Raw genomic sequence first — 21,952 nt, forward strand, 5'->3', positions numbered from 1 at the left:
GTTGGCACGCAAGCCGACGGATCAGCATCCGGCGGCTTATGTGATCCGCCTGCCTTACTATTCGCTCAGGATTTGCTGAATGGCAGCTTCCATCTTGTCCATGGCTTCAGCCGGAGTCATTTTGTTCGTCCATACTTCATTCAAAAATTTAAATGCCGCTTCATCACGAATTTGCCAATCTTTCGTAGACTGCTTGCTGAATTTAACCACACTTGCGACCTCGGCATAATCGCTGCGGTAAGGGAGATCCTTATATTCCGGTTTCTCCAGCACAGATGGTTTGGACGGGATATGTCCGGCCTTCGCCCACACCTGGCCGTTTTCGGCAACCCAATCGGCAAAAATCATCGCCGCTTTGCGTTTGGCCGGGTCCTCATCCTGAGTCAGCGGCAAAATAATCGTATGGGAATCTCCCCATGTCGCTTCCTGATCGAAAATTTTCGGGATCGGCATGGCACCGAACTCCAGCCCTTTCGTGGATTCCCACGTTCCTGTTGCCCAGACGCCTGTCATCATAATTGCTGCCGTGCCGCTCTGGAAATTTTTATAGAAGTCAGGATCGTTTTTCTTGATATATCCCTCGGTGAACAGCTTCTGGATGTAATCCGCCGCCTGAATGCCTTTCTCTTTATCAATGGCCGCCGACTTCAAATCATCTGATATCACATCATTACCGCCCAATTGCGAGTACAAGGCCCACCATAGACGATAAGGATCATCATTGACATTGGAGAAAGCGAATGGAGTAACCTTGGCCGGAAGCTTCTCCTTCAACGCCTTGAGGAAGGTTACAAAACCTTCGGGCGATTGCTCAAACACCGGTTTGTCGTCCTCGCCAAGCAGCCCCGCATCCTGCAGCAGCTTTTTGTTGTAGTACATAATAAATGGATGCGTATCAATCGGCACTGCATAATGCTGTCCGTCTACGGTAACCGCATCCAAAAGATTCTGATTGTAGGTGCCCCAGTCCACAGCCGCATCAGCAGCCGGGGTATCAAGCTCGGTTACTACTCCTTGATTAACCAGGTCCGGGAGTCTGGACGTATGGGATATACCCACATCCGGCCCATTACCGTTGCCCACAGAGGTAATGAGCTTCGTATAATATTCGCCCCAAGCCAGTTTGGTATTTTTTACTACGATGTTCGGGTGGGTTTTATTGAACTCATCGACCAATGTTTGCATGTTCTCACCATCGCCACCATCGAACAGTGTCCAGAAGGATAATGTCACTTTTCCGTCACCAGACGTTTCGCCGGCAGCCTGCTCCTCAGTGCCGCCGTTTCCGCTGCATGCGCTTAAAACCATTGAAAACGAGAGCAATAACGTTAATGACAGCGACCTTATCTTTTTTTTCATGTAAACCTCCCCTTTGCGCTAGTTTCATAGATACAAACAATAATGTTGTTTTATTTCATTATTATTGTATATATTAGGGAGTATATAACTGCTAATTCTATATGTCAACGCTTTCAAACATATTTTATGTAATCAATAAACTAAAAAAAGGCTTTAGTTACAGTGTACCTGCAACTAAAGCCTCTCCATCTCACCATCGTCCTGATCCATAGCATAATTTACGGTCATTTTGATATTCTGATCATAATCTCCAAATTGCCGCCCAAACAGGTTGATGCCCCCCTGATAAACAGCATCCGGCTTAATTCCGATGCGCAGCCGCAGTTTATGGCTGTTCTGCAGATTGAGCTGATCCAGAGTAACCGGGGATACCTTCTCCATATCCAGCATCGTCTTATCTTTGTCCACTCGCCATGTCTTGAGCAGTCCGTACTGGGTAGACCATTCATGCCACCAGGCCGGGTTCAGCTTCCCACGCCTGTCCCCAAAATCACCGGGACACGTCCACATGCCAATCTCGACATCATTAATCCACAAAGAAATATCGGAAGGCCAGTTATTGTCATAGTTTGGAGCTTCGGAGCATATTTCCATCGACAGTTCGAGCGATTCGATCCGCGCCTCTGCCGGTATTTCAAGCGGCATTAAATATTCCACATACCCCTTGCGGAACCATATAATCTGGGCTCCGACATGCTTCGGATGATAAAAGCTCGCCGGCTCATCCTCGCGTATGATCATGCCGTCAGCATTGGCCATGCCACATGTCGGAGATACCTCACAATCGCTATAATGGCCAATTGGCATGTCCACTTCATATGCCTGAATATCTCCTTTGGGCAATGCTTTCTCCAGATTCAGCGCAATATGAATGTCATCATAGTTGCGGCTGCACACCTTCATCGCACCACGCGAGGCGGGAAGCAGCTCCGTATTGATCAGTCTTGCAGCCTCCAGAACCTTGATATTGCTAGCTACAGTGGATACTGGAAGTTTAAGCGCTTCGGCGATTTCAACAATATTAAGGTTTTTGGAGATCAGAAGGCGGAGAATATCAACCCGCGAACGGGTGGACAATGCATGGGTGACCATCACCAGCTTGTCAGGATCATCAAAACTAAGCTCCAGCATTGCATCCCCCTCCTCATGTATTGTGTTTTATTACAATAATTTTACTTGTATGCCTCAAATGAGTCAACATCACTGTATTTAATTATTTGTTTTGTATTAAAACGGCAATCCCCCTCTTAGGGGGGATTGCCGGAAATGATCGTATTTTTCAATTTCGGCGCTTGACCGCTACGCCCCCAAAAACGCCCCACAGATTTGCAGGATCATTTAAGTATTTGTGTGGAAACCCAAGCTCAATCGAGCTTACCGCGTCGAGTCTTTGCAGTTGCTCTTCAGACAGCTTCAAATCCAGCATGTTCAAATTGCTTTCAAGCTGCCCGGCTTTGCTTGCACCCAGCAAAATGGATGTAACAGACGACTGGGCTCTCAGCCATGCCAGCGCAACATGCGCTGCCGGAGCATTCACTTCATCTGCTACCTTTGTGACTTCATCCACGATATTAAATACCCGCTCGTTTAACATACCATGGTTAGCCATCATGGTTACCCGCGAGCTCCAGCCCTCGGATTCGGTGCTGCGCTGCTGTAAATCCTCTCTTGAATATTTTCCGGTCAAAAGGCCGTTGGCCAGTGGCGACCAGGCAACAACCCCAAGCCCCACTTCCCGAGCCATCGGAGCAAGCTCTCTTTCCGACGTTCTCTCGATCAGACTATGTTCGTTTTGCAGAGCAATCAGAGGAGACCATCCTCTCAGGTCCGCGATCGTCTGCATCCGCGAAATCTGCCAGGCTGGCGTATCCGATATCCCTGCATAGAGCACCTTGCCCGCTCGCACAAGATCATCCATGGCCCGCAAGACTTCTTCCACCGGCGTCGTATTGTCCCAGGAGTGCAGATACAGCAGGTCGATATAATCTGTTTTCATTCGCGACAAGCTCGTTTCAACAGAGCGGATCATGTTTTTTCTGTGATTTCCGCCTGCATTCGGATCGCCTTGGTGCGTATTCATCGTATACTTTGTAGCAAGAACGATTCGCTTTCGCCGCTCGCCCAGAATTTCACCCAGCATTTTTTCCGAGCTTCCGTTCGTGTAACCGCTGGCCGTATCGACAAAGTTTCCGCCTCGGTCAAGATAAATATCCAGCATATTGCGGGCTTCATCGGTGCCTGCGCCCCATCCCCAATCCGTTCCGAACGTCATGGTGCCAAGAGCAAGCTCCGAGACGCGTAATCCGCTTTTTCCTAAGAAATAATATTTCATATATGCCTCCTAATCATAGTTATTCATTTTTTCAAAACTGTAAATCTTAGAAAATGATCATCGTTCGATACGCCGCTTTTTACATGAATCACCCCCTTTAAGTAATATCTCTCCACCATGGAGCCGATGGTATTTCAGAAGAACCAATCTCAACACGTTCACCTATGTGAGGTGCCACGATGACGACATTAGAAATTGAACGTTCATTCATTTTATATTTAAAAAAAGAAGGACTCCTTATGCCTTGACAGCGTCCCAGCTTGATTGAATCAAGTCCTTCACATTTCTATCATTAAATTCAAATTCTCTTCTGTAATATTGCTTGGCCAGCTCGGTAACAGGAGCATAAATCAAAACCAACAGCAGCATGGTGTCGTAATCTTTAAGTAGCTTCTGTTCTTTGCCTTCCTCAATCAATTTATAAAAAGGCTGGAACATCGAACTGGAATCTTCAAGATACAAATTCTCGACAAGCGGTGAATTGCAAAATTGTTCATAGAAGAGGAATTCATCTTTATGGTTAAGAATGAATTCAATATAGTTGCTCATAATCAGTTCAAATCTTGCCTTGACCGGCAATGGATGATGAATACCCTCGAACATACCCGAACTAATCTTTTGCTCAACATTCAAAAACAGCTTCCTCAGCATGTCCTCCTTATTTTCAAAGTAAACATAAATCGTTCCTGGTGATACCTGAGCCCGTTTGGCGATTTTAGACATGGAAATTTCAGAAAAACCGATCTCGTTCAAAAGCTGAATGGTTGCTTGAAAAATGGCTTCGTTTTTATTTTTGTCCTTATATCTCATGTTTGAATAATAAACGATCGTTCAACTAAAGTCAAATACATCTGCCTATCCATAACCATTTACCAAATATATAAATCATTTCCCTTGAGCTTGAGCATCGCTTCCATGAAAAAATAATCGCCGTAAATGATGGATTGATGGTGGCTACTAGCATGATAGGCGGCAGAGCCATTCTTAAGAATGCAGTCGCAGCCGGTTGTCCAGTCGGTGCGTGTCTGATCCAGGGTATGCAGCAGCTTGATCGCAGCTCCCAGATACAGATCCTTCTCATGAGGGCCTACTTTCTTGGCAATCTCAATCAAACCGCAGGCGGCAATGGCCGCCGCTGTTGAATCCTCCAATGCCGGCTCCTTGGGCTGCCTGAAATCGACCGGAATAATGCCGTCTTCGGGGATGTTGGCGATAAAATAATGGGCGACCCGTTTTGCCGTATGCAGATACTCTTCCTTCTGCGTATGGTTGTAGCTCATCATAAATCCATACAGTGCCCAGCTTTGCCCGCGTGTCCATGAAGAACCTTCCTCGTATCCCTGCCCGCCATAGGTTTTGACCACTCCGCCTGCAAACGGATCAAATTCAACGATATGGTTAACAGAGCCATCAGGTCTGATAAAAGCATTCATGGTTGTATCGGCATGCTTCTCCGCAATCTGCCGGAAACGGGGATCACCTGTTTCTGAGGAAGCCCAGTACAAAAGCGGGATATTGAGCATACAGTCAATGATGGCCCAGCCTCTCGTATCCTCGTCCTCCAGGTCATTCCAGGCACGAATGAATTGCCCTGCCGGATTGTAACGGCCAGCGAGCAGGTTTGCGGCATGCATTGCCCGTTTGCGGGAGTCCGGATTTCCGGTTAGTTTAAAGTTAGCCACGCTGGTGGGCTGCCACATGAAGCCCACATCATGATGCAGACCATAATAATCCTGGAAGCAGGCATCCAATTTTCGCTCCGAGATTTCAGCGATATCCTTGTATTTCGCTTGCCCTGTAACATGATACATCTGCCACATCATTCCGCCCCAGAATCCGTTGGTCCACCAGCTTATACCGTCCGCCTCCGTATTGGAAGGGTTATGCAGCGACCGGTCATCATGTTGCCCGTTGATGGTCGTATAAGGAATTTTGTTTTTCGATTTTTCGCTGACCCAGTCCATTTTGGCCGTAATTTTGTCCACAACCTCGTCTACCCAAGCCGTTTTGCTGTCTAAAACAAGCATGGATTCATCCCCCTTATCCTTTGGTCGCTCCTGATGAGATTCCCTTAACAAAGTACTTTTGCATAGAAACGAATATAATAAGCACAGGAATAACGGACAGGGCGGTTCCGGCAAAAATCATATCCCATCTCGACGAAAACTCTCCGATATACCGGTAAATTTCTACAACCATCGTTTTCGGCTCCCCGGACGGAAGCGCGAGCATCGGCAGGAGAAAATCGTTCCAGATGCCCAGCCCGTTTAATATGACCATACTGGCCGTCACCGGTCCGAGCAGCGGAAATACAATTCTCCAGAAAATCGTGTACCGGCTGCAGCCGTCGATCTCGGCCGCCTCTTCAATTTCCTTGGGGATGCCTTTGACAAAACTTGTGTAAAGCAAGCATCCAAAACCAACTGCGCCTGCGATATACACAAAAACCGGTCCGGCCAGGCTGCCGTACAGTCCAAGCATTTTAAGCTCTTTGAACAATGGAATCATGTAGGCCTGGAAAGGAATCATCATGCCAGCAAGAAAGTAAAGGAAAACGAAGTGCGTCCATTTGACGTTTCTTCTTTCGATCGCATAACCTGCCATCGGAATGATCAGGATTTGCATGACGATGGAAACCACCGTCAGGATCAAACTGTTGACGATCGCACGCGGAAATTCGGTCTCGGTCAGCAAATATTTGAAATTTTCCAGATACAGCGAGGTCGGAAACGATAGGGCATCCCGCATAATTTCACCATTGCTCTTGAAGGCCGACATCAGGTTGAACAGAATGGGAAAAAAGAATACAACGGCCACCAGCAGCGTAACCGCGAACAGGAGCACTTCGCCTATTTTTTGGCGTGCCTGCATGCTCATATCAATACTGCACCTCCCTCTTGCGAAGAATTTTCACTTGAATAATCGTAATGATTAAGATGATGACAAACAGTACCATAGCAAGCGCTGTACCGAAGCCCTGCCTCAATTCGCCAAAGCCTACCTTGTAAATGATATAGGTTAACGTTTCTGTCGCGAAGCCTGGTCCGCCATCCGTCATGACCGCAATTTGATCAAATATTTTCAGCGCACTGATCATGGAGAGCACCATACATACGGTCACGGAGCCTGCAAGCAGCGGAAAGGTAATAAAACGGAACTGCTGCCAGCCATTCGCGCCATCAATGCTGGCCGCTTCGGACAGCTCTGCCGGAATGCCCTGCAGTCCAGCCAGATAGATGATCATGTAATAACCGGCGCCCTTCCAGACTGTGGACAGGATGACGGACAGCATAGCGTAGTTGGGGTCCCCCAGCCAATCCACCGCCCAGCTTCCGAGTCCGGCCGCGTTCAGCATTTGATTAACAACGCCAAAATTATAATTCAGGATCATGGCCCATACGAAGCCCATCACGATGCCACTAAGCAACGTGGGAAAGTAGAAAATGCTGCGAAATAGATTCTTGAACCACTTTACCTTGTCAACCATCAGGGCCATGGCAATGGCCGCAATATTTTCCAGGATGACCAAACTTACGGTCATGATGAGTGTATTCTTCAGCGCATTATGAACCCGGGGACTATTCCATATCTCAACAAAGTTGGCAAAGCCGATAAAGCGGATATCCTCGCTTATTCCGTCCCATGAGGTAAAGCTGAGATACACACTGCCAAGAGTAGGAACAATGACAAACAAGGTGTACAGGATTAATGACGGAAGTATAAATACGATAGCAAAAGGGTGCTGCTTTTTCTTTTTTGGATGAACGGTTGCTGTAGTAATACGCTCTCTTGCAGATGATGCGGGTGTTCCCATAGAATGCACTCCTTCCTAAAAAGAGGAACCACCTTCACTCTGGGTGCGGGTTCCTCCAAAGCTTCTCTTTCTCACATCTCTTACATCGAATTTGCCTTCACCTGGTTGTCATATTCCGCGTCCACCTGCTGCATATAAGTTTTGACATCCCCGTCGTTCACAACCATCTCCTGCAGCTTTTTGTAGAACCAATTGCGGAACTGAGGCGGGATCAGATTCTCTCCCCACCAGTTATTGATAGCCAGCGACTTCGTAACCTTCGGATCGTTCATCAAAGCAAGCGCCGCCTCCATCGCTTCTGCGGTCTCATACGTGACCTTTTCTTTTGTTGACGGAATTCCGTTGATGCTCGCCAGATACTGCGAATATTGCTCCGGCTCGAAGAAGAAACGAATGAATTTTTTGATCGCTTCCGCTTTCTCGGGATCCTCGGCCGCTTCGGCGGACAAAGACCATCCGGCAGGTGATGGAAGTCCTATAATATTCACTTTGCCCGCACGGTCAGGCACGGCATAAAAGCCGTATTCAAAGCTCGGATCTGCTTCTTCGATTTGCGAAAACATCCATGTTCCCGAGTAGAGTTGAGCGGCTTTGCCTGTGATCAGGAAAGAAATCGTTTGATTGTCAGGTGTACTGAGCCAGCCTTTATCCACGTAATTGTTGAACAGCTCTTGGTAATCCGTCATCGCCTGCACGACATTGGCGTCTGTGAAGCTGACCTCTTTGGCTGTTTTCTTGGAATTCCAGTCCGGATCCTGCGCGTACACCTCATCAATGAGAAACTTATTCACCCAGAAGCCCATATGGAAAATGTCTTTGCCGCCAACCACCAGCGGTGTTATACCGGAAGCCTTTAATTTTTCCTGGATGGCGATGAACTCGTCATACGTTTTGGGCAGCTCGGTAATGCCAGCATCCGCGTATGCTTTTTTGCTGTAAATGATGCCTTGCGGCGCATTCATCGATAAGGGTGCGTTCCACACCTTGCCTTCTACCGCTGGAGGCGAATCGAACAAATCCAGCAGGTCTGACGGCAGCTCCACGATTTTACCCGCATGAGCAAACACCTCCGTGTCCCGCATCTCCACCAGATCAGGAAACTCGCCAACTGCATCCTTCGTTTTCAGCCAATCCAGATATGAGCTGCTGGAGTTTTCACTGAGATCCTTGATTTCAATATCCGGATTAGCCTCCATGAATCTCTTCACGGTATCGGCTATCGCTTTTTTGGCAGCCGGATCACCGGCAGCGTATCCGATAGTAAAGCTTATTTTCTTCCCGCCAGGATCAGCCCCGGTATCACCCCCCGCACCCGTGCTGTTTCCGGCACAAGCTCCCAAAATCATAGCCGTTGCGAGCAGAAGTGCGGTTAACCTGAATTTTGCTTTTTTAAGCATATCTTGCGGCCCCCTCGAAGTAAGCGTTTTCGTTATTTAGCATAACATGGAGCGTTTTTTGCTTGTATGAACTTTTTTAAGCCGCATATGCGGGGAATTTAAGAAAGCAGACCTTCCAGTTAACGGATACACACTTTTTTTCAAAAAAAGAGTCGCATAACGCGACCCTTATGAAATGATTGCTATTGAATTTAGCGCAAGATGGCCCTGATATTGCAGAGAAAGATTCCCATAATTCCTCCTGTAACAAAACCGCAAGAATTCTACTCCTCCTGCGGTTTTGAAAAACACTTGATCAGCATTTTAGAGTTTACATAATTGTTAGCTTAGTCATTCCTTCTAAACTAACCGTTTCCTTCCTTTCCCCACTCTCATAACGGTAAACTTGCAGTTTAATACTCACTTCATACTCACCAGGATGCAATTCGCTATCTTCATAGTCGCATATATCATATAATATGTGCTGGGGTTTATCATAAGAGATGGTTATTGTGTCTTTCTCCATTCCCAATCTGGATTTAATATATCCTCCGAAGATATCTTTACCATCTTGCAGAAGCAGTATTTCTCTTAAGTCAATTTTACCCGCAATTTCAATTTTATCTGTCGATGATAACCTAACTACAACAGGAATGGATTTTAAATTCGCACAATAAGTGTAACCATTTAACAGAAATACATCTAGCTTCACTTATTTCAACCCCCTATATCTTTTATAGTAGTCCTCGAAAATGTTCAAATCATCCGGTTTTAGTCCTAACTTCTTCCTTTCCATACGCCTTTGGCGTTGCTGGTGCACAAGGAAGGCAGCTATAAACATAAAAAACAGGTCAATCATGGATATATCTAACCATAATCGACCTATTAAAGGTAACGCAAAAACATTATGTGGTTTATATAAAATTAAAGCAATTTCGGTTGTACACTTTTTCAGCCGATGTTGCTTTCAGCCTCGTCACGCTCTCGTACATATTCATACTCGGATTTAACCGAAAAAACAATCCTCATCTTATCTCCCCTGATCCAGTAACCGGCATTCTACTAAGCCCAATCATAGGGCAGTTTTCTTGAGAAAAAGAGCCGCAGTAAGCGGATCTCTATTAATAGGGTGTAGAGTTTACGCCATTTACTTTACAGACTCAGCCCCACCACCTTGTTTTAACTTTACAATCCTCTCTGCAATAAACTTGCATTCATCAATAGACTTCTCAAACTCCTTTCCAAAAGATTTCTCGAATATATTGAACACTTCATCCGCTAGTTCATCAACCGTATTGGTGAAATCCATTGCTTCAAACACCTTCTGTGACTCAGAAGAATATTCATCCTCCAGTAGTGGATAAATATCCACCGGATTCCATTCGTTAATTATTTGAATGATGTTATCTCTCATCTGTTACTCGCTTACCTCCCAAATAAAGATCTCGATAACGCCTTATAAGCATCATCGTATTTGCTCTTCGGAATTACTGTTACAAGCGTCCCATCGTTGGCAACAACCGCTGCACCTTCCTCCGAGAAAAACAAATGCTTGCTTCCATTATTTTGTGAAAGTGCCTTACCATTTTCGACCCAAAATTCTGCCATTTCTTTCGTCACACCGCGTTCATTCATTCTCTCGATTCCATGAGTTGAGACCTTTGACCACTCAATTTTAGTGCCGGGGTTTTCAACGAGTGTTCCGGCTTTTCCAAAGCTGTCGCCAATCTTAGCGACACTACTCGTCCCCTCAGAAATTTTGCCTCTTAACCTATCTTGATCCTCTCCTCCAAGTGTGTATTTCCCTCCGTCCCCCAACTTCCCCTTGATCCCTATTCTTTTGCCAAGAAATTGAACAGCCATAGCCGAGGCTGCTGTTCCTGCATAAAAGGCCGCACCCTGCTCCTCAAATTTTTGTTTTTCCGTCTCTACATATTCCTTTGCCTGTTCCCTTGCATCGCCCGTGCCCCAGAGAAAGTTCCAGCCAAATGTTGCACCGCTCACTACGCCTTCGACTGGGGCGGCGATTGCATCTCGTGCCATTCCGCCAATCGTCCCTACCGGGTCTTTCTCTATCTGTTCGCCCAGTTTAACTATATTATCATCCAATGTGCTGAGCGGTTTCCATGCTCCTTCGAAAAAATCATGAACATGGTCACCGAACCCTTTCTCCGGTTCTTCTCGCGGTGGTCTTTCGGCAGATATGGATGTAGCATCAGACCGTTCATTCAGTTGGGTCAAACTGGTATGCGCAGGCCCAATAGTGCTAAAGTCTGGTTTGAAAAAATCTCCAGCATAATCATGAATGCTCTTTGTCCCAACAAGATCAGGAATATGAACTATACCTGAGTCTGCATCAACAAACCTGTTCACTATGGTTTCTAATTCATCCGCTGCTCTTTGCAGATTTACCGGGACTAGGCTCAGTGCCTTCGCATTCTCTTCGTGCAGCGAGCGGAACCTTCTTGCCGTCTCTCCTTCAAACTCATTTAACAAGGCAGTCGTTCTTGAAAAATTCTGCTCCAATATGTATTTTAACTGATCTTTCCCGACCCTGATCCTTCGAGCGACTTCCATCATGAGATCCGCAGGTACCTGTATTTTCGCCATGCCTACACATCCACTTCTATTTTATGGAACTAAATTATACTAAAATAGAATTTCAGGGCACAGCGACATTAGGTCTAACTTTGCTATGACCTTCGTGCCATCTTCAGAAGATTTCCACTTCATTTGACAGTTCACTTTCACTTTTGCGCATTTAAAAATCCACACTTCTGCATAAGGAGCACCAACGACCAATTAAGGCCTTGAAGGACAAAGGATTATCCTTGCAAAAGTGCGGATCTCTTCATTTCTTTATTAGAAAAAGAGCCGTCAACCCGGTATTGGAAAGCAGAGCAGCACAGAGGTGCCAATATCCTTCTGACTGCTCACGGACAGGCCATAATTTTCTCCGTACATGGACCGGATTCTCTCATGCACATTTTTTAGCCCGACAGACTTGCTCGGGGCGCTGGGCTCGTACAAGGTTTCATTAATGCGTGCCAGCGTCCCTCTATCCATTCCCGCGCCGTCATCATAAATCGTGATGGCCAGGTCCTTGTCCCGCTTCTCTACAGTCACCCCAACCGTCCCCTTTTTCTGCTGGCGCAGTCCGTGCTGGACCGCATTTTCCACGATGGGCTGCAAACATAATTTCAGGATCGGCCAGTCCATATCCACGTCAGGAGCGATGTCACACCTGAGCACATATCTGTTGTCATACCGGACCGAAATAATATAGAAATAGTCATGCAAATGCTCAAGCTCCCGGCGCAGACTTACGCGCTCTTCTCCATAATCAATAACGTATTTCAATTGGTTGGACAAGGAATGAATCATGTCCGCGACCTCTTCCGCCTCTTTATCCACCGCATTCATCCGGATCACTTCAAGGGTGTTGTACAAATAGTGAGGTCTGATCTGGCTTTTTAGCGCATTCAGCTCGGTTTGCTTCTGCTTGATCTGGGCCACATAAGCTTCATCAATATGCACCCGCAGGCGCTCGACCATCCGATTAAAGCCTTGGGTCAGCCTGCCTATTTCATCGTTGCTGTTGACCGGAAGCATACTGTCCAGCCTCCCGGACTCCACCACTGCCATTTGCTGAATCAGCTTGCGGATCGGCGCAGCCAAACGGCGGGAGAACCAGGCTCCCATGACAATCAAGGCCACTGAGCAAATCAGGATCGCAGTATATACGGTGGCCCGTGCGGAAAAAAGCTGCTCAAACAGTCCTGCCCGATGAATCATTGCAATCAGTTGGCCGTTAATAAAAGGAATGTCTTCACGCAGCACCAGCATCTCGTTATCCTTGCTTCCTGCTAAAATTTCATCCTTCGTCCTGTTGCCCTGATTGCTGAAATAAATATGATCCTCACCATCGAGCAGAACTACCTCGTCCTGCTCCCCAAGATAGAGCTCATTCAAAAATTGACGGAACACCGCTGTATCAATGTCGAGAAACAAGGTGCCCACCACCTTGGGTTCCCGGGTCAGCACGCCTGAGGTATCAATAAGATTACGTACAAGCGTAAAAACCTCCCGCTTGGACCCGGTGAAATACGAGTCCTGATGCTTCGGGAAAATGGCTACCTTCGCAGGCTGCGTGCTCATTTTGTCTTTCCATTCCTGAACAGGCAGTAGCTCACTTCTAAGTCCGCGATTCTCCCGTTCCTGGTAATAGATACGCCCGTCTGACGCCCGGACAAAATAAGCGCCGGTAATATAGTTATCACTAAAAACGATCGTTTTCAGGAAGGAATCGATGGGCGTCGCATTGATCTGCTCCAGCTCATTGACATTAAACGTCTGATTCCGGTTGATATCTTCGGATACTCCCTCATAACGGACGTTATACATAAGCTTCGAAATGTCATTGTACTGCTGGAAGGCCGAATTCAGATTATAGCTCATATACAGCACCATTTGCTGCAGGTTGCTGGTTGTATATCGTTCCACGTAACCCGAAAATATTTGCACGGAAAAAAAGCTTAGCGCAAAGAGCGGGATAAGCCCCACCAGCATAAAGGAAGCCGAAAATTTTACGAATATGCTTTTCATCAACAATCTCCAGAAGCGCATGAAGGCAGCACCTTCTTTGTTCGTTATGGTTAGTTATGGTTAATTATGTTTGATGTCGGCGGAAGCACTGCCGGTATTCTTGCGGCACCTTGCCAAATCTTTTTTTGAACATATCGCTGAAATGTCTCACATGGTTATAACCTACACGGTCGGCAATTTCATAGACCATAAGGTCCGATTCGAGCAGCAGCTTAAGCGCATGCCTCATCCGCACCTCTGTGATATAGTTTTTGAAATTTTGGCCGGTATGCTTCTTGAAAAAGCTGCTGAAATAGTAGGGATTCATATAGACAAGGGCGGCCATCGATTCCAGGGTAATATGGCTGGCATAATGCTCCTCAATATACGCTTTGATCTTCGTTAGCAGCACCCGTTCTTTACCCGACAGCTTGCCCGCAAAATGCTGCAGCATTTCCACCACGATCTCTTCAACCATGCGGGCAACATCCGTGTAGGAAGGACAGGCAGCCAGTTTTTCCAGCAAAGCACCATGGTCAGCCTGAAGGAGCTCCATCCCGCTCCCGATCTTCGCAAGCTCCTGATGTATGATCAGGATTGAATTGTAAACCCCCGTCACCGCCAGATTCCTGTTATCCCCTGTCTGAATCCGGATCTGCTCCAGCAGTTGCCGTATCAGCGGCTGCAACTGTTGCTTCTGTTGAGCGGTCAACGCTTTGACCACATCGGATTGCAGCTCTGCTATAGACTTATCCTCCAGACTATTCCTTGCACACTGCTCTTCATAACAAATCACCTGGTTCATACCTGTAAAATATTTTATGTTAAGCGCTTTCAGTGCAGAGCGACAGGATGCCGCCGCTTCTTCAATGCCTGTCACGCTTAACCCTATACCACACGAAACACTCAGCTTTAAATAACTGTTGATCTTACGGTGAAGGTCGTTGGCCAGTTGAAGCGGATAATCTCTCTGTTCATGCTGGATTAGAATGACAAAGCATGCTTCTTTCTGAACCAGCCATCCGTTGCCCGCGTTCCGTTCCTGCTCCAATGTCTCTCTAATGATATTGGACAGTGCAAAATTCACCAGATTGCGCTCCCGCTCCTCCCACGGTGTGCCAGTGCTATTTTCATCGATTTCCAGTACACACACAGTAGTAAATCGGCTGATCGCAATGACGTCCATTTGCGAAAGCGCGTCAAGTGTCTTTTTGTCTCCGTCCAGTAAACCGTCAAGAAGCTGTTCTATGGTGGTGGAGCGATTCTTTTTTTCATAATAAGTCAGCATCTCTTTATTTCGCTCATCAGCGGATTCTTCCTGGAGAATGGTCACCGCTTTGGCTGCTGCTTTTTCGAGCTGATGTTTATTGATAGGTTTTACCAGGTAATCCAGCGCTCCCAACTGTATCGCTTGACGGGCATAACCGAACTCCTGAAAGGCACTGATAAAAATGACCTTAGCACAGTATCCTTGTTCATTTAATTCGGCAATAATATCAATCCCGTTGCCATCCGGCATGCTGATATCACTGATAATGAGCTGAGGTTCATGTGTACGGATCAGCTCGCAGAGCTCCTGCCCGTCATTGGCTTCACCAACAATGGTAAATCCAAGCGCTTCCCAGGCTATCAATTTTTTCAGGCCGCGTAATATGACGGGTTCATCGTCTGCAAGCAATAATTTAATGGTTTCCATAGAGTGCCCTCCTGCTTACCCGTGAATAGTAATATTTACTTTTACGCGAATAAAAACATGGCCTTCATTTGCTGATTAAGATTATAACGACAAACACGGTATGAAAAAACAGGAACCTGTTCCGATCATCTGGTCCTGACGCTAAATCTAAAAAAGAATGCATATTTCGCTTAAAAAAGCAGCACACCTCCCCTTCCCCATTCTGTTATTGTGTTTCTTGACTACACAGGAAAAGGAGGAGATTGTTCTGAAACGAGCGTATGAAAGACCGTACCGCACAAGTCTGTGGAGACGGGTGACAGCCGGGTTTACTGCACTCATTTTTGCAGTCATGTGCATTCCTTCGTTGTCGGTATCTGCCTCGGCACTAACAGAGGAATCGTCGGTGGCTATCGATATGGCTGTGGCCGATCCGGTAGAGATTACGGAAACAAGCAGCAACGGCTTCCTGCATCCGGGCATCGGGGTAACCAAGGACATTCTTGAAAACATGCGGGCACAAATTATGGCGAAGCAGGAACCGTGGTATTCGTATTATAAAGCCATGCTTGTTTCGTCAACAGCTTCGAAAACGGTTACATCCAGCAATCAGGATACCACGAATCCCACCAAACCGGCGAGTGATGCATTTGATAGTCAGGGTTTTAATGCGCGCTTTATATCCGATGGATTAAAAGCGTATACACAAGCCTTATTGTATTATATTACAGGCGATGAAACCTATCGGGCTAACGCGATGCACATCATTCGCATTTGGTCCCAAATGGACCCTGCCAAATACGTTTATTTTGCCGACGCTCACATTCATACAGGAATTCCGCTGAACCGGATGGTCACGGCGGCAGAAATATTGCGGTACTCCAGCTCGCAAACGGAGGCCCTGAAATGGACGGATCAGGATACAGCCAATTTCACCAATAATCTCATTATCCCGGTGACGGAAACGTTTCTGCACGATAACAATTACTTTATGAACCAGCATACCTACCCTCTGCTGGGAGCCATGGCGGGTTATATTTTTACAGACAACAAAGACCGGTACGAAGAAGCCATAGAATGGTTTACCGTGAACAAAACGGCCAAGGATCAAGGCATTAACGGTTCGATTCAACAGTTGTTCCGGCTCGTAGATACCAATGCGGTTACGGGAGAGAAGCTGGATCAGCCGGTCGTGCAGCATGTGGAAATGGGCAGAGATCAGGCTCACGGTGCCGGAGACATTACGAATGCAGCGATCATTTCCCGGATGCTGCTTGCCCAGAGCACCAAGGTAGACCCCGTGGCAGGCACGGTCTCAACCGCTCCGGATGCGGTGGATATTTTTGCTTTTCTCGATCACCGCATTTTGACGGCAGCCAATTATTTCTGGCAATACATGCTGGGCTACGACACCCCTTGGACCCCGGTGGTTTATACCATGAATGAGAGCGGCGACCCTTTGGGCATTTACCGGGTCATATCCGACTTTTACCGTGGCCGAATGAACACCGCCCAGTTTTGGGATATTTACTACTATTATACCTATAGTAAAGGAGTCGATCTCTCAGAAAAAGCGCCTTACTTCTATGAAGCGTTCACGAAACGCATCCCGTCCAATCATTATTATCAAGGGAAGCTGGCCCAAGCCTGGGAAAGCCCGGACGGCGGAGGGGATTTCTGGCTGTATATCCCGGCGGAAGCCGTGGCGGAGGGGGCCAAATATGTGCCCAGGGAGATGACAAGTGATGCTTTGGTCGAAATCGAAGACCGGTACACGGCCCTTGACAGTCATTCGGCAACCAGGCAAGAAGGTCCCATTTCTTATGTAGAAATCACGGCAACGGATGAGGGAAGCACCATTGTGCCTTTGAATCTGTCCTTCGGCCAGCGAACCTCCCCCAAGCTCATCGGCCTGAAAATCAGGACCAACGGGACCGCCATCCTTGAGCTTAGTAAAGAAAGAAGCTCCATCCCCTTCCATACGATTACGCTGCCGGATACAAAGGGGCAATGGAGATACGTTACCTTTGACATGTCCATCAACACGGTTCCATACGCACAGACCGATGAAAACTACAGCCTTATGTATATGAAAGTAATGGGAGGCGGCAGCAAGGTGGACCTGGATCATCTCCATGTCCAGGCAGGCAGCCAGTTATCCGCTCCGGTGTTTAAATCAGGCTCGTCGGCACTGCATCTGATCGCATTTACCGGAGGAGCGATCAACGCGGATTTTTCGGCTACAGATTCGAACGTCTCGGACGTTGTCACCTATGAAATGACAGAGGGTCCTGCAGGAGCCGTTTTGGATGGCAGTACCGGCGCTTTCACCTGGACCCCCACACAAACCGGAACAAGCTCCTTTATTGTTGTGGCCAGTGACGGAACGTCGGTATCCACGAAACATGTCAAGATCGAGGTGACAGCCGACCGGCCAGCCGCCGTTGCTGCAGCCACCGCCGGATATAACCCGGCTGAAAGCTATGTGTCAGCTACCCTTGCGACATACACCGATGCTTATACCAACGTTGTCAATCATATGGAGACAGATACAGATGCGGCGTTTTATGGCAAATTGCAATCCCTTCATACAGCAGTGGGAGACCTCGAGCTTCTAAACAAAGCTTTGCCGGATGGAAGCCTTGACTATGTGAACATGGTATCTGCCTCTTCCTTCGGTAATTACCTGCCCAGCCTTACGGACGATAACGACAATAGCTATGTCGCTTACGGATTAGCGCCGGATCAGTACCATACCCTTGACTTCGGCAGTAAGTTTAACATCACGGCCCAAGCTTTCGAGGTCCAGGGCAGAAGGAGCTTCCCTGAGCGCATCGCCGGTCTTGCCGTGTTTGGATCAAATGATGGGGATAACTGGACACGGTTAACGGATCAGATGACCGTTCGCAGTGAAGAGAAACAGCGGCTCGCCGTGAAAGAGGAGTATAACAACACCCCCTTCCGTTTCTTCAAGCTGGACATCATTGAGCCGCAGAGCACGATGTTCGAGATCGGCGAATTGCGCATCTACGGTCAACGGCATGAAGTGTTCAGCAAACTGAGCGCTGTGTCGATCAGCTCGGAGCAAAGCTTGAAAAACCGGATCGTAACAGGCGATACGGTGAAGCTGGATTTTAAAGCCATTGAACCGATTCAGGATGTGAAAGTCTTAATTCAAGGACAGGAAGCAGCAGCCGTTTCGACCGACAATATGCACTGGACGGCACAATGGACCGTCAGCCCCGGTGCCGGGGACGGGAAGGTCCGCTTCTCGATCAATTACAAACTGATGTCAGACGGAAGCGCTGGAGATGAAGCGTTCCTGACGACGGACAGCACCCATCTGTTTATAACGGATGAATCGCAACTGATCCCCAACGTGACGGATATCACCTATCTGCTGGATCCCACAACAGCCGGAAACCGAACTCCTGCAGAAACCATAAAACAGGCCGGTTATCTGTTTGACGGGGACCCAAGCACCAATTCCGATTTCCGGCTTGGCAGCAACGGGGCGGGAGGTTTCATTACCTTTGACTTCAAAGCAGATCAGAGGCTCCTTGTTACGAAGGTAGAACTGTTAGCCAGACAGGATCAATATTACGGCCGGATCAAAGGCGCTGTGGTGCAGGGCTCCAACGATAACGAAAACTGGTCGAACCTCACGTCAGGGGCCGCTGCCCTTCAAGATTGGCAGACCTTTACGGTAAGCAATACAACACCATACCGGTATATCCGCATTTATAATTCGGGTTCCTGGTTCGGCAATATGGCCGAGCTAAGGCTTCATGGTTCTTTACAGGAATAAACATGAGTCCCTATCAAACACCCCTCTGCTTATTTGGGAGAGGGGTGTTGCAGCTTCCCTTCTTTACACCATTATCGGCTTCTATACCCCGAATTATGCTTCAACCATTCAAGTTCCGGGGTTACATATGCTTTTTCTTTCGGAATGTATAAGATTCTCCGTCATCCGGCACCAGAACATTGGATGAGATCCCTTTTTCAAGAAGGAAGTTCTTCAATTCGTTTCTGGATAGTGTCCAGTGATTCACTGCTTCCATATGAACCACAATAATCTTTGCTTGAGGGGCAACCTTGTAAACTTCGTAGACATCTTCTTTGCCCATGACCAGAGAGCCACCCTCTAAGAATTGATTGTCGCCGCCATTTACTACGATGACTTCTGGCTTGTGTGTATCAATTACTTCTTGTACTGCATCGTACCATACCGTATCGCCAGCTACATACAGGGTGTCCTCCGTTGCATGCTTAAATACAACGCCGCACACATGACCTGCAATTTTCAAGATTTCTCCCCGTCCATGTTCGCCTTTTGTCTTTGTTAATTGAATGTCCGCAAAGATTGTATTTTCTTGCAGCACTTCTACATTTGTAAAATCAGCGTTTTGAATTTCTTGTGCATCTTCTTCGTTTTGGACAAACATTTTGATATCTTTGGGTAACACTTTTTGAGCTGCCTCATCAAAATGATCCAAGTGGAGATGGGTAAGAATGACAGCATCTATATCGTTCACGATCTCGTCAAGTGGTACAGGCAAGCTAACCAACGGATTATACTGGTCTTGTCTCAAGGAATTCGGGAACGGTGGATACGCCCCTTTTTCCGCTAAAAATGGGTCAATCAAAAACTTTTTTCCTGCGTATTGAACAATGATCGTAGCATTGCGAATTTGCTGGATATGCATATGGATATCTCCTTATCTGTTCATTTGTGTTTCCTGACATTGTATAGTTTATAATATGAGCAGAATGCTTATACACGGATAAAATCAAGTGTTTTGGCCGTTTGACTTGAATTTTGAAAGGAGTTTATTATGCTGGATCAAACAGACATGCGAATAATAGAAGAGTTATCTAAAAATAGCCGGATTACGATGAAAGAACTAGGCATAGAGTTCATTTAACAGGACAAGCAGTTGCTGCAAGGGTTGCAAAATTAGAAGACAATGGGGTAATTGAGGCCTATACCATCAAAGTAAACCAGGTGAAAATTGGATGTCTTATCTACGCCTTTCTGAATGTCTTTATGAACGAGATTCACCATAAACCTTATCTCTCCTTTATCCAGACACAAGAGAAATATGTGATCAATAGCTACAAAATTAGTGGAGATGGCTGTTATCTCCTGGAATGCCGATTCCCAACAAATGAAGCATTGGATCAATTTCTATCAGCGTTAAACAAACATGCCAATTACAAATTATCAATTGTGATTAGTGCAATGCGTTAGGTCAAATAATGAATAATCCCCTTTGGCAATTGGTATGGTACGGAGCCCGGAATTGACGAACTCTTCTTCCACTGTCTGCCGAAAGGGGATTTTTAAATGAGAAACGACTAATCTAAATCCTTACCGTTAGTGGCAATAACCTTCTTATACCACTCAAACGATTTTTTCTTCGTTCGTTTTAATGTTCCTTGTCCTTGATCATCCCTGTCAACATAAATAAAACCATACCTTTTTTTCATTTCGCCCGTGCTGGCACTCACAATGTCTATTGGCCCCCAAACCGTATACCCCAACACATCAACACCATCGTAGTCTACCGCATCCCTCATTGCGCGAATATGCTCACTCAAATATTTAATGCGATAGTCATCTTCTACATATCCAGCTTTATCCGGAACATCGACCGCCCCCAAACCATTTTCAACAACAAATAAAGGTTTTTGATACCGGTCATAAATGTTATTCAGGGTGATTCGCAATCCAAGCGGATCGATTTGCCATCCCCAGTCACTAGCTTTTAAATACGGATTAGGCAAACTTGGGAATAAGTTCCCACCAATGGTATCCGTCATTTCAGGATCGGCACTGACCACGCTTGAGGAATAATATGAAAACCCGACAAAATCAACGGTATGTTGTTTCAGTAGTTCTTTGTCTCCTTCTACGAATGGAAGAGTGATACCTTTTCGCTCTAATTCTTTTAAAGTAAATGCAGGGTACTCTCCTCTAACCTGTACATCTATAAAGAAGTAGCTCTGATTCTCTACTTGTTTTGCCTTCCAAATATCTTCCGGATTGCATGTTCTTGGGTATGGGGCATTGGCAGCAAGCATACAGCCCACTTTGTTTTCCGGATCCACTTCGTGCGCAATTTTGGTTGCCAGAGCACTTGCCACCAATTCATGATGGCTGGCTGTAAATTTCACAGTGTCCGCATCCTCATGTTCTTCAATGTAAAGTCCTGCTGCCAGGAATGGAGCCTCCAGAACCATATTGATTTCATTAAATGTAATCCAGTACTTTACCAAACCTTTGTAACGGTTAAAAATCTCTTTGCACAATCTTTCATAGAAATCGACCATCTTTCTGTTACGCCATGAACCGTACTCCTTGACCAGGTGCATAGGAACATCAAAGTGAGAGATCGTTACGAGAGGTTCAATATTGTACTTGCGGCATTCCTTGAACAAGTCTTCATAGAATTGAAGCCCTGCCTCATTCGGTTCCTCCTCGTCGCCATTAGGGAAAATCCGGGTCCATGCGAGCGACAAACGGTAAACCTTAAATCCCATCTCTGCAAATAAAGCGATATCTTCCTTATAATGATGAAACATATCAATTGCCTGTTTGGCGGGATAGTTGTATTTATCATCAAATTCAAACATCTTTATTTTCCCCATTAACACAGCTTCCCGATCTTCACCTAATGGCGCCAGATCAACATTTGCAAGCCCACGTCCGTCGATGTTATAAGCCCCTTCAGTTTGATTTGCTGAGGTGGCGCCGCCCCACAAAAAGTCCTCTCTAAATCCCATATCTATCATCTCCCTTGAAAATC

16 protein-coding genes and 2 pseudogenes are annotated in these 21,952 nt (G+C 46.6%); 2 read left to right on the forward strand and 16 right to left on the reverse strand.

Annotated features, from left to right (window positions below; all coding sequences use genetic code 11):
• Positions 1-57: 57 nt before the first annotated feature.
• The 14 genes and pseudogenes from OIN60_RS12780 to OIN60_RS12840 all read right to left on the reverse strand — a co-directional run bounded on the left by OIN60_RS12780 (position 58) and on the right by OIN60_RS12840 (position 15,161).
• Complete coding sequence (locus OIN60_RS12780; RefSeq protein WP_305755236.1) at positions 58-1,359, reverse strand: ABC transporter substrate-binding protein; 1,302 nt, start codon at positions 1,357-1,359, stop codon at positions 58-60.
• Between the two features lie 174 nt (positions 1,360-1,533).
• Positions 1,534-2,490 carry an ArsR/SmtB family transcription factor gene (locus tag OIN60_RS12785; protein ID WP_305755237.1) on the reverse strand — a complete coding sequence of 319 codons (957 nt, stop codon included), beginning with the start codon at positions 2,488-2,490 and terminating at the stop codon, positions 1,534-1,536.
• A 148-nt stretch (positions 2,491-2,638) separates the two neighbouring features.
• Positions 2,639-3,691, reverse strand: a complete 1,053-nt coding sequence (locus OIN60_RS12790) for an aldo/keto reductase (protein ID WP_305755238.1) — start codon at positions 3,689-3,691, stop codon at positions 2,639-2,641.
• Between the two features lie 237 nt (positions 3,692-3,928).
• Positions 3,929-4,342, reverse strand: a complete 414-nt coding sequence (locus tag OIN60_RS12795) for a TetR family transcriptional regulator C-terminal domain-containing protein (RefSeq protein WP_305755239.1) — start codon at positions 4,340-4,342, stop codon at positions 3,929-3,931.
• A 3-nt stretch (positions 4,343-4,345) separates the two neighbouring features.
• Positions 4,346-4,501 (reverse strand): annotated as a pseudogene (locus tag OIN60_RS22635) (TetR/AcrR family transcriptional regulator); the annotation flags it as partial.
• Positions 4,502-4,560: 59 nt separating this feature from the next.
• Positions 4,561-5,718 carry a glycoside hydrolase family 88 protein gene (locus tag OIN60_RS12800; RefSeq protein WP_305755240.1) on the reverse strand — a complete coding sequence of 386 codons (1,158 nt, stop codon included), beginning with the start codon at positions 5,716-5,718 and terminating at the stop codon, positions 4,561-4,563.
• 13 nt (positions 5,719-5,731) lie between these two features.
• Entirely contained in the window at positions 5,732-6,568 is an 837-nt protein-coding gene (locus OIN60_RS12805; protein WP_305755241.1) for a carbohydrate ABC transporter permease, read from the reverse strand.
• A gap of 1 nt (position 6,569) precedes the next feature.
• Entirely contained in the window at positions 6,570-7,505 is a 936-nt protein-coding gene (locus OIN60_RS12810; RefSeq protein ID WP_305755242.1) for a carbohydrate ABC transporter permease, read from the reverse strand.
• Between the two features lie 80 nt (positions 7,506-7,585).
• Positions 7,586-8,902: an ABC transporter substrate-binding protein gene (locus OIN60_RS12815; protein WP_305755243.1), complete on the reverse strand. Its 1,317-nt coding sequence runs from the start codon at positions 8,900-8,902 to the stop codon at positions 7,586-7,588.
• Between the two features lie 310 nt (positions 8,903-9,212).
• On the reverse strand, positions 9,213-9,593 hold the full coding sequence (locus OIN60_RS12820) for a hypothetical protein (protein WP_305755244.1): 381 nt from the start codon (positions 9,591-9,593) through the stop codon (positions 9,213-9,215).
• Between the two features lie 435 nt (positions 9,594-10,028).
• Positions 10,029-10,295, reverse strand: coding sequence for a DUF1871 family protein (locus OIN60_RS12825; protein ID WP_305755245.1), 267 nt, complete (start codon positions 10,293-10,295; stop codon positions 10,029-10,031).
• Positions 10,296-10,306: 11 nt separating this feature from the next.
• The gene (locus OIN60_RS12830; RefSeq protein ID WP_305755246.1) at positions 10,307-11,491 is read right to left on the reverse strand and encodes a WXG100 family type VII secretion target; all 1,185 of its coding nucleotides are present in this window, start codon (positions 11,489-11,491) and stop codon (positions 10,307-10,309) included.
• Between the two features lie 267 nt (positions 11,492-11,758).
• Positions 11,759-13,486, reverse strand: coding sequence for a cache domain-containing sensor histidine kinase (locus tag OIN60_RS12835; protein WP_305755247.1), 1,728 nt, complete (start codon positions 13,484-13,486; stop codon positions 11,759-11,761).
• Between the two features lie 64 nt (positions 13,487-13,550).
• Entirely contained in the window at positions 13,551-15,161 is a 1,611-nt protein-coding gene (locus OIN60_RS12840; protein ID WP_305755248.1) for a response regulator, read from the reverse strand.
• A gap of 385 nt (positions 15,162-15,546) precedes the next feature.
• Here OIN60_RS12840 and OIN60_RS12845 point away from each other — a divergent pair, with 385 nt between their 5' ends.
• Positions 15,547-18,948 carry a discoidin domain-containing protein gene (locus OIN60_RS12845; protein ID WP_305755249.1) on the forward strand — a complete coding sequence of 1,134 codons (3,402 nt, stop codon included), beginning with the start codon at positions 15,547-15,549 and terminating at the stop codon, positions 18,946-18,948.
• 121 nt (positions 18,949-19,069) lie between these two features.
• Here the strand turns inward: OIN60_RS12845 and OIN60_RS12850 are convergent, their stop codons facing one another.
• A complete protein-coding gene (locus OIN60_RS12850; RefSeq protein WP_305755250.1) occupies positions 19,070-19,849 on the reverse strand; it encodes an MBL fold metallo-hydrolase in 780 nt (259 codons plus the stop codon).
• 129 nt (positions 19,850-19,978) lie between these two features.
• Here OIN60_RS12850 and OIN60_RS12855 point away from each other — a divergent pair.
• Positions 19,979-20,394, forward strand: a pseudogene (locus tag OIN60_RS12855) (Lrp/AsnC family transcriptional regulator).
• A 107-nt stretch (positions 20,395-20,501) separates the two neighbouring features.
• Here the strand turns inward: OIN60_RS12855 and OIN60_RS12860 are convergent.
• On the reverse strand, positions 20,502-21,929 hold the full coding sequence (locus OIN60_RS12860) for a 6-phospho-beta-glucosidase (protein WP_305755251.1): 1,428 nt from the start codon (positions 21,927-21,929) through the stop codon (positions 20,502-20,504).
• Positions 21,930-21,952: the final 23 nt, after the last annotated feature.

The sequence above is a fragment of the Paenibacillus zeirhizosphaerae genome (assembly GCF_030705605.1).
In the GTDB taxonomy this organism is placed as follows: domain Bacteria; phylum Bacillota; class Bacilli; order Paenibacillales; family Paenibacillaceae; genus Paenibacillus; species Paenibacillus zeirhizosphaerae.

What these genes read in the sequence shown, in the direction of transcription:
- OIN60_RS12795 (WP_305755239.1), bottom strand. Translation starts at nt 4,342, where the DNA reads ATGCTGAGGAAGCTGTTTTTGAATGTTGAGCAAAAGATTAGTTCGGGT.
- OIN60_RS12810 (WP_305755242.1), bottom strand. Translation starts at nt 7,505, where the DNA reads ATGGGAACACCCGCATCATCTGCAAGAGAGCGTATTACTACAGCAACC.
- OIN60_RS12835 (WP_305755247.1), bottom strand. Translation starts at nt 13,486, where the DNA reads ATGAAAAGCATATTCGTAAAATTTTCGGCTTCCTTTATGCTGGTGGGG.
- OIN60_RS12850 (WP_305755250.1), bottom strand. Translation starts at nt 19,849, where the DNA reads ATGCATATCCAGCAAATTCGCAATGCTACGATCATTGTTCAATACGCA.
- OIN60_RS12790 (WP_305755238.1), bottom strand. Translation starts at nt 3,691, where the DNA reads ATGAAATATTATTTCTTAGGAAAAAGCGGATTACGCGTCTCGGAGCTT.
- OIN60_RS12815 (WP_305755243.1), bottom strand. Translation starts at nt 8,902, where the DNA reads ATGCTTAAAAAAGCAAAATTCAGGTTAACCGCACTTCTGCTCGCAACG.
- OIN60_RS12805 (WP_305755241.1), bottom strand. Translation starts at nt 6,568, where the DNA reads ATGAGCATGCAGGCACGCCAAAAAATAGGCGAAGTGCTCCTGTTCGCG.
- OIN60_RS12830 (WP_305755246.1), bottom strand. Translation starts at nt 11,491, where the DNA reads ATGGCGAAAATACAGGTACCTGCGGATCTCATGATGGAAGTCGCTCGA.
- OIN60_RS12840 (WP_305755248.1), bottom strand. Translation starts at nt 15,161, where the DNA reads ATGGAAACCATTAAATTATTGCTTGCAGACGATGAACCCGTCATATTA.
- OIN60_RS12785 (WP_305755237.1), bottom strand. Translation starts at nt 2,490, where the DNA reads ATGCTGGAGCTTAGTTTTGATGATCCTGACAAGCTGGTGATGGTCACC.
- OIN60_RS12800 (WP_305755240.1), bottom strand. Translation starts at nt 5,718, where the DNA reads ATGCTTGTTTTAGACAGCAAAACGGCTTGGGTAGACGAGGTTGTGGAC.
- OIN60_RS12780 (WP_305755236.1), bottom strand. Translation starts at nt 1,359, where the DNA reads ATGAAAAAAAAGATAAGGTCGCTGTCATTAACGTTATTGCTCTCGTTT.
- OIN60_RS12860 (WP_305755251.1), bottom strand. Translation starts at nt 21,929, where the DNA reads ATGGGATTTAGAGAGGACTTTTTGTGGGGCGGCGCCACCTCAGCAAAT.
- OIN60_RS12825 (WP_305755245.1), bottom strand. Translation starts at nt 10,295, where the DNA reads ATGAGAGATAACATCATTCAAATAATTAACGAATGGAATCCGGTGGAT.